Consider the following 14,541-nt stretch of genomic DNA (forward strand, 5'->3'; position numbering starts at 1 on the left):
CCGGACAGGAAAATGCACGCACGCCCTGACGCTGCCGACATGACGCCGAGTTGGCCTGACGACATTTTCGCGACATTGCAACGCTTCGACGTCCGGCAGGTGCCGTACGTGCCCGACGCCGGTCATTCCAAGCTGATCCAGCGCGTCCTGGACTCCTCCACGATGCGCGGCATTCCCTTGACGACGGAAGAGGAGGGCGTGGCGCTGCTCGCCGGCGCCTGGGCCGGCGGACAGCGCGGCGTGCTGCTGATGCAGTCGAGCGGCGTCGGCAATTGCATCAACATGCTGTCGCTGATCCCGATCCTGCGCTTTCCCTTCCTCACGCTCGTGACCATGCGCGGCGAGTGGGGCGAGTTCAATCCGTGGCAGGTGCCGATGGGATCGACCACGCAGGGCGTGTTCGAGCTCTCCGGCGTGAAGGTGCTGCGCGCCTCGAACGCGGCCGAGGTGCCCGCCGTGCTCGAAGCCGCCGCGGCGCAGGCCTACAACGCGCTCACCCCGACCGCCGTCCTTCTGTCGCAGCGCCTGATCGGCGCCAAGGTTTTCACCAAATGAGCAAGGCCAATCTCCTCGACCGCCGCCAGGTGGTGTCCACCCTGCTCGCGGACCGCAAGGGCGTCGTCGCGATCGGCGGCCTCGGTGCCTCCACCAACGACATCTGCGCGGCCGGCGACCACGCCCGTAATTTCTACCTGTGGGGTGGCATGGGTGGCGCCGCGATGATCGGGCTCGGCCTCGCGCTGGCGCAGCCGAAGCTGCCGGTGCTGGTCATCACCGGCGACGGCGAGATGCTGATGGGCATGGGCAGCCTCGCCACCATCGGCCTGCAGAAGCCGCCCAACTTGTCGGTCGTAGTGCTCGACAACGAGGCCTATGGCGAGACCGGTGGGCAGACCAGCCACACCTCGGCCGCCGCCGATCTTGTCGGCGTCGCCAAGGCATGCGGCATTGCGGACAGCCGTGCCGTCACGACCATGGCCGAGGTCGAGGCCTTCGCCAAAGCCGTTCACGACGTCTCGGCCGGGCCGCGCTTTGCCAATGTGAAGATCGACAGCGCCAGCCTGGAGCGGATCCTGCCAAGCCGGGACGGGACCTACATCGTTAACCGGATCCGCGGCGACCTCGGCTTCCAGCCGATCTAGCCCGGCGCTGCTCCTCAACAGGGTGCCTTGCACGGAGGCCGTGTGGCGGGCGAATTTCCCCTGAATTCGCAGCGCATTCAGGTTGCGATGCAACATAGTGCTTGACTTCTGCGTGGGTGAGTGCTTACTCACCCGGCATGAGCTCATTGCGTATGACAAGCGACCTGAGGCGTCAATTGATCCTCGGTGCCGCAAAGCGCTGCTTTGCCCGACATGGCTATACCGGCACCACGACGAAGAGCGTGGCGGCCGCTGCGGCCATTTCCGAGGCGCTGCTGTTCAAGCATTTCCCGTCCAAGGCGGCGCTGTATGCCGAGATCCTCAGCGACGAATGCGAGGCGGACCCGGCCCTGATGGAGCTGCTCGAACGGGAGCCGTCGACCGCCACGCTGGTCGAAGTGATCCGCGGCATGGTTCAGCATTTCCTCGCGATCGCGGACGGGCCCGACCAGGAAGAGGCGCAGCGCCTGCGGCTGATGGCCACGAGCCATCTGGATGATGGCGAATTCGCGCGCTTGCTGTATGCCAAGATCGAGACGCTGATCGGGGCTGTCTTCGTCACCTCGCTCGAGCGCGCGATTGCGAGCGGTGACGCGCGGCCGTGCGTTGGCGAACCGCTCAATCTGTTCTGGTTCGCGCATCATTCGGTGATGACCGCGGCGCTGACCAGGCTGCCGGCCACGCCTTGTCTCGCTTACGGCAAGGCGAACGACCTGCAGCGGCAGCTCTGTGAGTTTCTCCTGAGGGGTATCGGACTTAACGACGCCGCAATTGCTTCGCATCTGGGCCGCGATCAGGCCGCAGATGCCGGCAAGGCGGCGATTGCAGAAAGTGCATGACATGAACATCGTAGCCGAACACAAGATTTCGGGGCAACCGATCGACAACAAGGCTCCCAAGCGTCCGGTCCGGCCAGTGCTCTGGTTCATCATCGTCGGCGCGCTTCTGGCTGCGCTCGTCGGTGGCCTCGTCTGGTTCAATTATTTCCGCGGCCAGATGATCCAGCAGTTCTTCGCCAACAACAAGCCGCCGCCGACGGCCGTCAGCGCGGCCGAGGCGAAGTCCGAGGTGGTGCCGAACCTGCTCACCGCGGTCGGCAGCCTTGTCGCCGTGCATCAGGTCGACGTCAGCGCCGACGTCAACGGCCGCGTCACCGAGATCAAGTTCGAGCCGGGTACGCGTGTCGAGGCCGGCACGCCGCTGGTGCAGCTGTTCGACGCGCCGGAGCAGGGCGACCTCGCCAACTACAAGGCGCAGGCGACCGTCGCGCAGCTGTCGCTCGATCGCGCCAAGCAGCTGGCCTCGCGCCAGTTCGGACCGCAGGCGACCGTCGATACCGCGCAGGCCGCCTACGACCAGGCGCAGGCCGGCATCGCCAAGACCGAAGCGTTGATCTCGCAGAAGCTGGTGCGTGCGCCGTTCTCCGGCGATCTCGGCATGCGCAAGGTCGAGGTCGGCCAATATCTGACGGCGGGTACGGCGATCGTGTCGTTGACCGATCTGTCGGAGTTGTGGGCCAACTTCACGGTGACGGAAAAGGACTCCGGCCACCTCAAGGTCGGCCAGGCCGTTCGGCTCAAGGTCGACGCCTATCCGGGCCGCACCTTCGAGGGCAAGATCACCACGATCGAGCCGCAAATCGCGGCCGACACCCGCAACATTCGCGTGCAGGCGACGATCGCCAATCCGGAGAAGATCCTCAAGCCCGGCATGTTCGTGACCACCACGGTGGTGCTGCCGGACAAGCCGGCCGTGATCACCGTGCCCGAGACGGCGGTCGACTACACCCTGTACGGCGACTCGGTCTTCGTGATCGCCGAGAAAAAGGAAGCGGACGGCAAGTCCAGCCTCTCGGCGGTGCGCACCTTCGTGCAGACCGGCAACCGGGTCGACGGTCGCGTCGAAATCGTCAAGGGCCTGAAGGCGGGCGACAAGGTCGTTGCCGTCGGCCAACTCAAGCTGCAATCGGGCGCGCCGGTATCGATCTCGACCGACCCGGCTCCGCCGATCCCGGCGCAGCCGCCGCGCTACTGACAACATCCTCGCGTGATCCGGCTCGGCCGGATCACGTCTCTTGAGATAAAGAAATCGAGATCGCCGCGATGGCCCTTACCGATATTTTCATCAAGCGCCCGGTTCTGTCGGTCGTCGTCAGCCTGTTGATCCTGCTGATCGGCCTGCGCGCGGCGATGGTGCTGCCGATTCGGCAATATCCGAAACTGTCGAACACGGTCATCAACATCACGACCGTCTATCCCGGCGCGTCCGCGGACCTGATCCAGGGCTTCATCACCACGCCGATCGAGCAGGCAGTCGCCTCCGCCGAGGGCGTCGACTACATTACCTCGTCCTCCGTGCTCGGCACCTCGACGATCCAGGTCTACATCAAGCTGAACTTCGATCCGAACCAGGCGCTCACCGAGGTGCTGGCGAAGACGAACTCGGTGAAGTACCTGATCCCGAAGGAATCCAACGATCCCATCGTCACCAAGACAACCGGCCAGACCACGGCTGTGATGTATCTCGGTTTCTCGTCCGAGGAACTGTCCGGTTCGGCGATCTCCGATTATCTGACGCGTGTGGTGCAGCCGGTGCTGTCGACGGTCGACGGCGTCGCCTCGGCCGACATTCTCGGCGGCCAGACCTTCGCGATGCGTCTTTGGCTCGATCCCGTGAAGATGGCCGGCCGCAATGTGTCGCCGGCCGACGTCGCCGCGGCAATCACCGCCAACAACTTCCAGTCCGCGGCGGGGCAGACCAAGGGCTATCTCATCGTCTCGAACGTCTCCACGAACACGGGCCTGACCAATGTCGATCAGTTCAAGAAGATGATCGTCAAGGCCAAGGACGGCGGCTTCGTGCGGATGGAGGATATCGCCACCGTCGAGCTTGCCGCCCAGAGCACGGACGCCAGCGTTGCCTTCAACGGCGAGCACGCGATCTTCATCGGCGTGCAGGCAACCCCGCAGGGCAATCCGCTGACGCTGGTGAAGGGTGTGCGTGCGCTGTTCCCGGAGCTCGAGCGCAATCTGCCGCCATCGATGAAGATGAAGGTCGCCTACGACTCGACCAAGTTCATCCAGTCCTCGATCGACGAGGTGGAGAAGACGCTCGGCGAGGCCGTGATCATCGTGATCGTGGTCATCTTCCTGTTCCTGGCCTCGCTGCGCTCGGTCATCATCCCCGTCGTCACTATTCCTCTGTCGATGATCGGCGTCTGCACCCTGATGCTGGCGTTGGGCTTCAGCTTCAATCTCCTGACCCTGCTCGCGATGGTGCTGGCGATCGGCCTCGTGGTCGACGACGCCATCGTCGTGGTGGAGAACATCCATCGCCACCTTGAGGAGGGCAAGACACCGGTTCAGGCCTCGCTGCAAGGTGCGCGCGAGATCGTGGGCCCCGTCATCTCCATGACGATCACGCTCGCGGCGGTGTACGCGCCGATCGGCTTCCTCGGCGGCCTCACCGGCTCGTTGTTCCGCGAATTCGCCTTCACCCTCGCGGGCTCGGTGATCGTGTCGGGCGTGATCGCGCTGACGCTGTCGCCGATGATGTGCTCGATGCTGCTGAAGAACACCGAGGAGGGCCGCTTCGCAAAGCTCGTGAACCGGGTGTTCGGCGCGATGACGCGCTGGTACGGCCGCAAGCTCGATCGCTCGCTCGACTACAAGGCCATCACCGGCCTGTTTGCGATCACGATCCTCGGCCTCGTCGGTTTCCTCTATATGCACACCTCCAAGGAGCTGGCGCCCGAGGAAGACCAGGGTATCGTGTTCGCAGTGACCAAGGCCCCGAAATACGCCAACATCGATTATCTCGATTTCTACGGCGAAAAGCTCGACAAGGAATTCGCGAAATTCCCCGAGACCGACCTGCGCTTCGTGCTGAACGGCATCAACGGCCCGCAGGGAGGTATCGCCGGCATGCTGCTCAAGCCGTGGGACGAGCGCAAGCGCTCGTCGATCCAGCTGAAGCCGCTGGTGCAAGCCGAGCTTTCCAAGATCGAGGGCGTGCAGGCCTTCGCCTTCAACCTTCCGCCGCTGCCGGGTGGCCCGGGCGGCCTGCCGATCCAGATGGTGATCAACTCCACCGCCGGGTTCCAGACGGTCTATGAGCAGATGGAGAAGCTGAAGGAAGCTGCGCGCAAGAGCGGCATGTTCATCGTTTCCGACAGCGACCTCGCCTATAACCAGCCGAACGTGAAGGTGACGATCGACCGCACCAAGGCACAGGATCTCGGCGTCAACATGCAGAACCTCGGCTCCACGCTCGCGGTGCTGCTCGGCGGCAACTACATCAACCGCTTCAATCTCGAGGGCCGCTCGTACCAGGTGATCCCGCAGGTGCCGCGCGCCAAGCGGCTGTCGCCGGAATCGCTTGGCGGCTACTACGTGACGACCAATACCGGCCAGCAGCTGCCGTTGTCGACGGTGGTGTCCATTGAAACCAAGACCGACCCGAATTCGCTAACTCACTTCAACCAGCTCAATTCGGCGACGTTCTCGGCCGTGCCGATGCCGGGTGTGACTGTCGGCGCGGCGGTCGACTTCCTCGAGGGCGAGGCCAAGAAGCTGCCGCAGGGCTTCAGCCACGACTATCTGGCCGACTCCCGGCAATATGTGCAGGAAGGCAATCAACTCGCGATCACCTTCGGCTTCGCGCTGATCATCATCTTCCTGGTGCTGGCCGCACAGTTCGAGAGCCTCCGCGATCCGCTGGTGATCATGATCTCGGTGCCGATGGCGATCGTCGGCGCGCTGATCCCGCTGTTCTTCGGCGCGGCGACCATGAACATCTACACCCAGGTCGGTCTGCTCACCCTGGTCGGCCTGATCACCAAGCACGGCATCCTGATGGTGGAGTTCGCCAACGAGCTCCAGATCAAAGAGCGGCTCGACCGCCGCTCCGCCATCGAAATGTCGGCCCGCATCCGCTTGCGGCCGATCCTGATGACGACGGCCGCGATGGTCACCGGCCTGATCCCGCTCCTGACCGCGACCGGCGCAGGCGCCGCCAGCCGCTTCTCGATCGGCCTCGTGGTCGTGGCGGGCATGTCGATCGGCACGCTGTTCACGCTATTCGTGCTGCCGGCGGTCTATGTGGTGCTGGCGACCGACCATCGCGCGGCGGCCGATTCGGAGCGGAACAAGCAGGTCAACGAGCTCGACCTCGGTTCCAAGGCGCTGCGGCCGACCTGAGGCCGCAAGGCAAGCCAGATCAGGGGCGGCAGCGGTTATCCGCTGCCGCCCCTTTCGTTTGTCTCTCGCAAAAACGGTTTGCCGCTCTTGCGAGAGACAAGGTCCGGTCTTCTTGCTAGGTTCCGCGGGATGAGCCTGTCCGTTCACCCCGACACCCCCCGAGCCGGGACACTGCCGAGCGCGGCCCGAAGCGAGGCCGCCTCCGGGGAGACGGCGGGCCGTGGAATCCGGACCCGGCTCTTCACCAAATACGTCGCGCTGTTCGTGGCCGTCGTCGCAATCGCTCTGCTCGCCAATGGCTTGTTCGAGGTCTTCTTCTATTATCGCGAGCACAAGGCTTCCCTGATCCGGGTCCAGCATGAGCAGGCCGAGGCGGCTGCGGCCAAGATCGGCCAGTTCGTCAAGGAGATCGAGAGCCAGCTCGGCTGGACCACGCAACTGCCCTGGTCGGGCGGTTCGATCGAGCAGCGCCGGTTCGACGCGCTGCGCCTCCTGCGCCAGGTGCCTGCGATTACCGAGCTTGCCCAGGTGGACTCGACCGGCAAGGAGAGGCTGCGGGTCTCGCGGCTGGCGATGGACGCGCTTGACAGCGGGATCGACCTGTCGAGCGATCCGAAGTTCACCGAGGCCGTCGCGCATAAGGTCTACTACGGCCCGGTCTATTTCCGCCGGGAATCCGAGCCCTACATGACGTTGGCGCTGGCGGGGGTGCGCAGGGATGCCGGCGTCAGCATCGCGGAGGTCAATCTCAAGCTGATCTGGGACGTTGTGTCCCAGATCAAGGTTGGCGAGCACGGACACGCCTACGTGGTCGGTGCGGAGGGACGACTGATCGCGCATCCCGACATCAGCCTCGTCCTGCGCAATACCGACATGTCCGGGCTCCCGCAGGTGCGGGCCGCGCTGGCCGGGAGCGGTACCGTCAACGAGGCGCTTTCCGAAGCGCACAACATCCAGGGCCAGAAGGTGCTGACCGCGTCGGCCCCGATCGAGCCGCTGCACTGGACCATGTTCGTCGAGTTGCCGGTCGAGGAGGCCTATGCCGCGCTCTATGCATCGTTGCAGCGGCTTGCGGTCGTCCTGCTCGCGGCGTCGATCTTTGCCGTGCTTGCGGGGGTATTTCTCGCGCGCCGCATGGTGGGGCCGATCCAGGCACTGCGCAGCGGCGCCGAACGGATCGGGGGCGGTGACTTCTCGCAGCGCATCTCGATCAAAACCGGCGACGAGCTTGAAGAGCTCGCCGACCAGTTCAACGACATGGGTGCGCGCTTGCAGGAATCCTATGCCGGTCTGGAGAACAAGGTCGAGCAGCGGACGGCGGAACTCCGCCAATCCCTCGACGATCTGCGCACCGCGCAGAACCGCCTGATCCAGACCGAGAAGCTCGCGTCTCTCGGCCAACTTACCGCCGGCATCGCTCACGAGATCAAGAACCCGCTCAACTTCGTCAACAATTTCTCCGCAGTGTCGACGGAGCTGATCGACGAGCTCAACGAAACACTGCGATCCGCCGCTCTCGACGGCAAGACCAAGGAGGAGGTTGACGAGCTGACCGGGATGCTCAGGGGCAACCTCGAGAAGGTCGTGCAGCACGGCAAGCGCGCCGATTCCATCGTCAGGAATATGCTGTTGCATTCGCGCGAGGGCTCCGGCGAGCATCGCGACGTCGACATCAATGCCGTCGTGGAGGAGAGCCTCAATCTGGCCTATCACGGCGCGCGCGCCGAGAGACCGGCCTTCCAAGTCACGCTCCAGCGCGCGTTCGATCCCGCTGCCGGCGTGGTCGACATCTATCCGCAGGAGATCACGCGCGTCTTCCTCAACCTGATCTCGAATGGCTTCTACGCGGCGGCCAAGCGCAAGGAGAGCGAGGGCGACGCCTTCGCGCCTGCCTTGAGCGCGACAACGAAGAATCTCGGCGGCAGCGTCGAGATCCGGATCCGCGACAACGGCACGGGAATTCCGGCCGAGGTGAAGGAGAGAATGTTCAACCCCTTCTTCACCACCAAGCCGGCCGGCGAGGGGACGGGGCTCGGTCTGTCCATGAGCCATGATATCATCGTGAAACAGCACGGCGGCACGATCGACGTGAACACGGAGCCCGGTGTATTCACCGAATTCATCATCACCCTGCCGCGGGCGATGGCAAAAGGCAGCGCGACTGGCAGTACACCCGGAGGCAAGTCTTGAACGTTTACATCCTGGTCGTCGATGACGAGCCCGATGTCGAGGCGCTCTTTCGGCAACAGTTCCGGCGCGATCTGCGCGCCGGCCGCTTCCAGATGGAGTTCGCGCTCTCGGCCTCCGAGGCGCTGAAGCGCGCCGCCGAAGTTCGGGATCCCTCGCTGATCCTGATCCTGTCGGATATCAACATGCCCGGCATGAGCGGGCTCGACATGCTGCCGAAGGTGCGTGCCGCGCATCCGGACGTTCCCGTCATCATGATCACGGCCTATGGCGACGCCGAGACGCGCCGAAAGGCGATCGAGCGCGGTGCCGTCGGGCTTCTCACCAAACCGATCGACTTCGCGCTGCTGCGGCAGGAGATCGACACGAGGCTCGAGCAAGCCGCATGACTGCGACCATCCTCTTCGTCGACGACGAGCCTGACCTCGAGGCGCTGATCCTGCAGAAATTCCGCAGGCAGATTCGCGATGGGAAGCTCGCTCTCATCTTCGCGCGCGACGGCCTGGAGGCGCTGGAGTCGCTCGAGCTGAATCCGCATGTCGACCTGGTGGTTTCCGACATCAACATGCCGCGGATGGATGGGTTGTCGCTGCTGGCGAAGCTCCAGGAATCCGAGGACAAGAAGTCGACCATCATCGTCTCCGCTTATGGCGACATGAGCAACATCCGCATCGCCATGAACCGCGGCGCGTTCGACTTCCTGACCAAGCCGATCGACTTCGCCGATCTGGAGACCACGATCGAGAAGACCATTCGTCACGTGGAGATGCTGCGCGAAGTGCGACGACGCCAGATGGAAGCCGAGCGCGCCCATGCCTCGCTGTCGCGTTTCTTCTCGCCGGAGATCGCAAGGCGTTTGGCGGCGGATGTCGACGGCGACGGCATGGAGGTGCAGTGGCGCGATGTGGCCATCCTCTTCACCGACATCACCGGATTCACCTCGCTGGTCGAGACCGCGGTCCCGCAGACGCTGGGCGAACTGCTCAACGAATATGTCGGCGGCATGACCGAGATTGTCTTCGCTCATGAGGGGACGGTCGCCAAGATCATCGGCGATGCGATCCAGGTGCTGTTCAACGCACCCGGCGACCAGCCGGACTATGCGACGCGTGCAGTCGCCTGCGCCCATGACCTCGACGCCTGGGCGGAGGACTTTTCGGCGCGCTGGAACGCGAGAGGCGTGAATTTCGGGACCACCCGCATCGGTGCCCATGCTGGCCCCGCGCTGGTCGGCAATTTCGGCGGCAACCGCTTCTTCGACTACACGGCCTATGGCGACACCATCAATACGGCGTCGCGGCTGGAGGCTGCCAACAAGCATCTGGGAACGCGCATCTGCGTCAGTGCCAGCGTTGCCAAGGGGGCTGTGAACTTCCATGGACGTCCCGTGGGCGACCTGATGTTGCGCGGACGCAGCGAGCCGCTGCGCGCGTTCGAACCGCTGCCCCAGGCGAAATTCGAAGCCCCGGCGACGGCGCAATATTCCGAAGCGTTTGCCAAGATGGAGGCCGGCGATGCCGCCGCCATGCCGGCCTTTGCCGCGCTGGTCGGGATGCATGCCGACGATCCGCTGGCCGGTTTTCACCTGAAGCGCCTGCTCAACGGCGCCAAGGGCATTCGCATGCAATTGGAATAGGAGTCCTGTCATGATGCGCGAATTCTCCGCCGGAAACTATCGTTTCATTCCATCCGTATTCCAGTATTCCGCCGGCGCCGCTGCGGATGAGGGCTACGAGATCGAGCGCGTCCGGTTCGACCGCCTTGTGCCGCTCGCGGAAGGCTTTGCGCTGGCCGCAAGGTTCATTCAGGAGGCGGGGCGTCCGTTGACGGCATTCTGTGCCTGCGAGCTGCGTTCACCAGCGGCCTTCAGCGAGGAAGGCTTTCGTACGTTCAACTTGCACTATGTGAAGACGCTCTCCGAGTGGGGTATCTTCGACGGCACCACCAATCCGGTGGCGCGCAGCAATGTCTGTCCGGAGATCGATCCGCCGTCCGAGCCGTCCTTCTACGCGTTCTCCTTCACGCGCCCGACGCAGTCAAACGCGCCCAGCTTCGTCATCGCCGGCGGCGCCGAGGCCCGTGAGGGTAGCGGCACTTATGTCGAGCGCACCGTGCGCTACCGTGATCTCAGTCCGGAAGGCCTGCGGGAGAAGGTTCGCTTCACCACGACCTCGCAAATGGAGAGTCGGATGGCGGCCTTCGGCTTCGGCTGGAAGGACACGACCGGCGTGCAAGCCTATTCCGTGCACGATTTTCACCACGCGCTGGTCGACGAACTGGTCCGCCGCGGCGCATTGCGCTCCGGCCTGACCTGGCATTTTGCCCGGCCGCCGGTGATCGATCTCGAATACGAGATGGATTGCCGGCGGGTGATGCGGGAAGTAGTGATTTGAGGTCCTCATCCCGAGGAGCGGCCGTGAGGCCGCGTCTCGAAGGATGGCCGCGGGTTGCAACTGGGCTTTCATGGTCGAGACGCGCAAGAACGCGCCCCTCACCATGAGGAATGACTAGCGCTGCCGCGGATCGAGCGCGTCGCGCAGGCCGTCGCCGAGCAGGTTCAGCGACAGCACCACGAGAAAGATCGCAAGCCCGGGCCAGATCGCCATCCAGGGCGCCTGGGTCAGGAAGCGTTGCGCGGCGTTGAGCATGCTGCCCCAGGACGGCGCGGGCGGCTGCTGGCCGAGGCCGAGGAAGGACAGAGCAGCTTCCGCGATGATGGCGGCGGCGATCGACAGCGTCGCCTGCACCAGCAGCGCGGGCAGGATGTTCGGCAGGATATGGGAGAACGCGATCCGCCACGGCGGATTGCCGAGCGCCCGCGCAGCTTCGACATAGTCCTCGGCCTTGACGACGAGCACCTGGCCGCGGGTCAGGCGGATGAAGATCGGGGTCGCCGAGATGCCGATCGCAATCATGGCATTGCCGAGGCTCGGCCCGAGGAATGCCGCGAGCGCGATCGCCAGAATCAGGAACGGGCAGGCCAGCATCGCATCGGTGATCCGGCTGATCAGCGCGTCAGTGAAGCCGCCGCGATAGCCTGCGAGAAGGCCGAGCGGCACGCCGATGCCGAGCGCGATCGCGACCGAGATGAGGCCCGCGAGCAGGGAGGCACGCGCGCCGTAGACGACGCGGCTGAGGATGTCGCGGCCGAGCTCGTCGGTGCCGAACCAGTGCGCCGCGGTCGGCGGCTTGCGCACCAAGCCCCAGCTCGTCGCGATGGGGTCGTAGGGCACGACGATTGGCGCGAGGAGTGCGAGAAGAATGAATGTTGTAATCACGACAAGCCCGAACACCGCTGCCTTGCGCTTGAACAGCCGCCGACGTGCGCGGCGGGCCGGGCTATCCAGCTCGTAGGCTTGCGTGACGGAACTGGGCAGCGCGGCGTCGGTCATGGGTCAGCCTCGCAGCCGCGGATTGACGAGGATATAGGCAACGTCAGCGACAAGGTTCAGCGTGATGTAGACAGTGGCGGTCACCAGCACCACACCCTGCACCACCGCATAGTCGCGGTTGAAGACGGCATCGACGATCAGCTTGCCGAAGCCGGGAATGGAGAAGATCTGCTCGGTCAGCACCGCGCCCGACAGCAGCGTGCCGAGCTCGAGCGCGCCGAGCGTGATGATCGGCGTCAGCGCATTGCGCATGGCGTGCTTGAGGATGACCGAGCGCTCGGAAAGGCCCTTTGCCCGCGCGGTGCGGACATAGTCGCTTTCCAGCACCTGGAGCATGGCGCTGCGGGTATGCCGCATCAGGATCGCGGAAATCGCGTTGCCGAGCACGAAGGCCGGCATGATAGTGGCGGCCAGGCTCGCGCGCCAGTCCTCGGTCAGCGGCACGTAGCCGGAGGCGGGCAGCCAGCCAAGCTTGATCGAGAACAGGAAGATCAGGAGGATTCCGAGCCAGAAATTCGGCGTCGAGATGCCCCACAGCGCGAACAGATTGGCGCCATAGTCCCAGGCCGTGCCTTTCTTCACCGCGGAGATGATGCCTGCGGGAATGCCGATGCAGAACGCGATCAGGATCGCCATCGAGCCGAGCTGCAGCGTCACCGGCAGCTTCTGCGCGATCAGCTCGCGCACCGGCATCTTGTTGCGCAGCGACTCGCCGAAATTACCCGTCAGCACGCCCCTGAGCCAGTAGACGTACTGCACCGGGACCGGCTGGTCGAGCTTGTATTGCTGGCGGATCTGCTCGATCACGGCGGGATCGCGCTCCTCGCCGGCCATCACCAGCGCGGGATCGCCCGGCAGCAATTGCTGCAACGAGAAGATCAGCACCGACACGAAGAACAGTGTCGGCACGATCTGCGCGATCCGGCGGGCGAGGAAGTTCAGCATGGTGCGGCTTGTGTCCCGGGCGCTGCGCAACATGCAATGTTGCGCCGCTGAACCGGGACCCAACGGCCGCGGTTCGCTGCTGCTGTGGGTCCAGGCTCTGCGGAGCAGCGCTTATGCGCTGCGCCGCGTCCGGGACACGCCACCGTCGTCATCAGATCTATCACTTGAACTTCAGCCCGACCACGCGCACGAGGCCATCGGGCATCTGCCGGTAACCCTCGAGCTTCTTGGTGTGCGCGATCAGGAGCGTGCGGTGATAGATGTAGATGATCGGCAGGTCGTCGAGCAGGACCTTGGTCAGCTTCGCGTAGATCGCCTTGCGTTCGTCGACGTTCGCTGTCGCTCGCCCCTCTTCCAAGAGCTTGTCGGCCTCAGGGTTGGAATAACCTCCGTCATTCTGAGGCGCCTTGCTGCGCATGAAGATGTAGGAATTGCCGTCGGGATCGATCCGGCCGCTCCAGTTGATCTGGAAGACCTGGAACTCGCCGGCCTGGGCCTGCTTGAAGGTGGTCGCAAATTCGACCGCGCGGATCTTGATGTCGAAGCCAGCTTCCGCCGCCATCGACTGGACAACCTGGGCGACCGCCTCGTTTTCCGCGCCCTTCGGAATCATGTAATCCACCGTCACCGGCAAAGTGACGCCCGCTTCCTTCAGGAGCGCCTTGGCCTTGGCAACGTCGCGGCCGCGAACCGGGAATGCCTTCTGGTAATAGGGATGCGTCGGGCTGACCCATTGGTTACCCGGAGTGAACTCGCCGTTGAACACGACCTGGTTGAGAGCCTCGCGATCGATGGACAGATCCAGCGCTTGCCGGACTTTTGCCGACTGGCTCAGCGGGCCCTTGTTCTTGTCGTTGCCGATGTTGATGGTCAGCCCGAGATAGCCAAGCTCCGGCGCGGTCGACAATACGAGGCGGGAATCGGCGCGGACGTCCTTGATGTCGGTGGCGAGCACGCGTTCGATCAGGTCGAGCGCGCCGGACTTCAGATTGGCGAGGCGCACGGTGGCGTCGACGATCGGCTGGAACACGACGCGGTCGATGTGGATGTTGTTCTTGTTCCAGTAATCGGCGAATTTCTCGAACACCATGCGGTCCTGCTGGACGCGCTCGACGAATTTGTAGGGACCGGCGCAGACCGGATGCAGGCCGAACTTGTCACCGGCCTCCTTCGCAGCCTTGGGCGAGACCATCATGCCGGAGCGGTCGGTGAGCTGGGCGATCAGCGGCGAGTAGGGCGTCTTCAGCACCAGCTTGATGGTGAGAGGATCGACCACCTCGACGTGGTCGACGCTGGCGAGCTCCGACTTGCGGAACGAGGTCGGCAGCGTCATGTGACGCTCGATCGAGAATTTTGCGGCTTCCGCATCCAGCGGTTCGCCGTCGTGGAATTTGACGCCAGGCCGAAGCTTGATCGTCATGGCCTTGCCGTCGGCCGATGTCTCGTAGGACAACGCCAGCTGCGGCACGATGTTGAGCTTCTCGTCGATGTCGAACAGCTTGTCACAGAACGCGGAGAAGACGATGCGGCCGACATAAGTGCGGCCGATGCTAGGATCGAGGATGTCGGGGTCTTCGGCGATGCCGATGCGAAGCGTGGTCTGCGCCTGGGCGGTGCCCGCGAGCGACGTCAGCAAAGCCGACGCCAGGATTGTCAAACGCATAAAGCTCATCGTTC

At 64.2% G+C, this 14,541-nt stretch carries 12 protein-coding genes; 9 read left to right on the forward strand and 3 right to left on the reverse strand.

The window, feature by feature from the left end; genetic code table 11:
• The first annotated feature begins 12 nt into the window (after positions 1–12).
• From EHH60_RS17135 to cnbZ, 9 genes are all read left to right on the forward strand, one after another.
• Positions 13–555: a phosphonopyruvate decarboxylase gene (locus tag EHH60_RS17135; protein ID WP_199751530.1), complete on the forward strand. Its 543-nt coding sequence runs from the start codon at positions 13–15 to the stop codon at positions 553–555.
• A complete protein-coding gene (locus tag EHH60_RS17140) occupies positions 552–1,142 on the forward strand; it encodes a thiamine pyrophosphate-dependent enzyme (protein WP_124160633.1) in 591 nt (196 codons plus the stop codon). Before EHH60_RS17135 ends, EHH60_RS17140 begins: the two co-directional genes overlap by 4 nt.
• Positions 1,143–1,279: 137 nt before the next feature.
• Positions 1,280–1,981, forward strand: coding sequence for a TetR/AcrR family transcriptional regulator (locus EHH60_RS17145; protein ID WP_124160634.1), 702 nt, complete (start codon positions 1,280–1,282; stop codon positions 1,979–1,981).
• 1 nt (position 1,982) lies between these two features.
• Positions 1,983–3,176 carry an efflux RND transporter periplasmic adaptor subunit gene (locus EHH60_RS17150; RefSeq protein ID WP_199751531.1) on the forward strand — a complete coding sequence of 398 codons (1,194 nt, stop codon included), beginning with the start codon at positions 1,983–1,985 and terminating at the stop codon, positions 3,174–3,176.
• A gap of 68 nt (positions 3,177–3,244) precedes the next feature.
• Entirely contained in the window at positions 3,245–6,340 is a 3,096-nt protein-coding gene (locus tag EHH60_RS17155; RefSeq protein ID WP_124160635.1) for a MexW/MexI family multidrug efflux RND transporter permease subunit, read from the forward strand.
• A 129-nt stretch (positions 6,341–6,469) separates the two neighbouring features.
• On the forward strand, positions 6,470–8,530 hold the full coding sequence (locus tag EHH60_RS17160) for a sensor histidine kinase (RefSeq protein WP_124160636.1): 2,061 nt from the start codon (positions 6,470–6,472) through the stop codon (positions 8,528–8,530).
• Positions 8,527–8,916 (forward strand): response regulator, encoded by a 390-nt coding sequence (locus EHH60_RS17165; RefSeq protein ID WP_124160637.1) that lies wholly within the window; start codon positions 8,527–8,529, stop codon positions 8,914–8,916. The genes EHH60_RS17160 and EHH60_RS17165 overlap by 4 nt, the downstream gene beginning before the upstream one ends.
• Positions 8,913–10,163: an adenylate/guanylate cyclase domain-containing protein gene (locus EHH60_RS17170; RefSeq protein WP_124160638.1), complete on the forward strand. Its 1,251-nt coding sequence runs from the start codon at positions 8,913–8,915 to the stop codon at positions 10,161–10,163. The genes EHH60_RS17165 and EHH60_RS17170 overlap by 4 nt, the downstream gene beginning before the upstream one ends.
• A 10-nt stretch (positions 10,164–10,173) precedes the next feature.
• Complete coding sequence (gene cnbZ / locus EHH60_RS17175) at positions 10,174–10,920, forward strand: 2-amino-5-chloromuconate deaminase CnbZ (protein ID WP_124160639.1); 747 nt, start codon at positions 10,174–10,176, stop codon at positions 10,918–10,920.
• 114 nt (positions 10,921–11,034) lie between these two features.
• Here cnbZ and EHH60_RS17180 read toward each other — a convergent pair whose 3' ends face one another.
• The 3 genes from EHH60_RS17180 to EHH60_RS17190 all read right to left on the reverse strand — a co-directional run bounded on the left by EHH60_RS17180 (position 11,035) and on the right by EHH60_RS17190 (position 14,536).
• A complete protein-coding gene (locus EHH60_RS17180; RefSeq protein ID WP_124160640.1) occupies positions 11,035–11,919 on the reverse strand; it encodes an ABC transporter permease in 885 nt (294 codons plus the stop codon).
• 3 nt (positions 11,920–11,922) lie between these two features.
• Complete coding sequence (locus EHH60_RS17185) at positions 11,923–12,864, reverse strand: ABC transporter permease (protein WP_124160641.1); 942 nt, start codon at positions 12,862–12,864, stop codon at positions 11,923–11,925.
• Positions 12,865–13,024: 160 nt separating this feature from the next.
• On the reverse strand, positions 13,025–14,536 hold the full coding sequence (locus EHH60_RS17190; protein ID WP_199751532.1) for an ABC transporter substrate-binding protein: 1,512 nt from the start codon (positions 14,534–14,536) through the stop codon (positions 13,025–13,027).
• Positions 14,537–14,541: the final 5 nt, after the last annotated feature.

Source organism: Bradyrhizobium sp. RP6 (genome assembly GCF_003837805.1).
In the GTDB taxonomy this organism is placed as follows: domain Bacteria; phylum Pseudomonadota; class Alphaproteobacteria; order Rhizobiales; family Xanthobacteraceae; genus Bradyrhizobium.

Coding starts and splice junctions, on each gene's coding strand:
- EHH60_RS17135 (WP_199751530.1), top strand. CDS start 13: ATGCACGCACGCCCTGACGCTGCCGACATGACGCCGAGTTGGCCTGAC.
- EHH60_RS17140 (WP_124160633.1), top strand. CDS start 552: ATGAGCAAGGCCAATCTCCTCGACCGCCGCCAGGTGGTGTCCACCCTG.
- EHH60_RS17145 (WP_124160634.1), top strand. CDS start 1,280: ATGAGCTCATTGCGTATGACAAGCGACCTGAGGCGTCAATTGATCCTC.
- EHH60_RS17150 (WP_199751531.1), top strand. CDS start 1,983: ATGAACATCGTAGCCGAACACAAGATTTCGGGGCAACCGATCGACAAC.
- EHH60_RS17155 (WP_124160635.1), top strand. CDS start 3,245: ATGGCCCTTACCGATATTTTCATCAAGCGCCCGGTTCTGTCGGTCGTC.
- EHH60_RS17160 (WP_124160636.1), top strand. CDS start 6,470: ATGAGCCTGTCCGTTCACCCCGACACCCCCCGAGCCGGGACACTGCCG.
- EHH60_RS17170 (WP_124160638.1), top strand. CDS start 8,913: ATGACTGCGACCATCCTCTTCGTCGACGACGAGCCTGACCTCGAGGCG.
- cnbZ (WP_124160639.1), top strand. CDS start 10,174: ATGATGCGCGAATTCTCCGCCGGAAACTATCGTTTCATTCCATCCGTA.
- EHH60_RS17180 (WP_124160640.1), bottom strand. CDS start 11,919: ATGACCGACGCCGCGCTGCCCAGTTCCGTCACGCAAGCCTACGAGCTG.
- EHH60_RS17185 (WP_124160641.1), bottom strand. CDS start 12,864: ATGCTGAACTTCCTCGCCCGCCGGATCGCGCAGATCGTGCCGACACTG.
- EHH60_RS17190 (WP_199751532.1), bottom strand. CDS start 14,536: ATGAGCTTTATGCGTTTGACAATCCTGGCGTCGGCTTTGCTGACGTCG.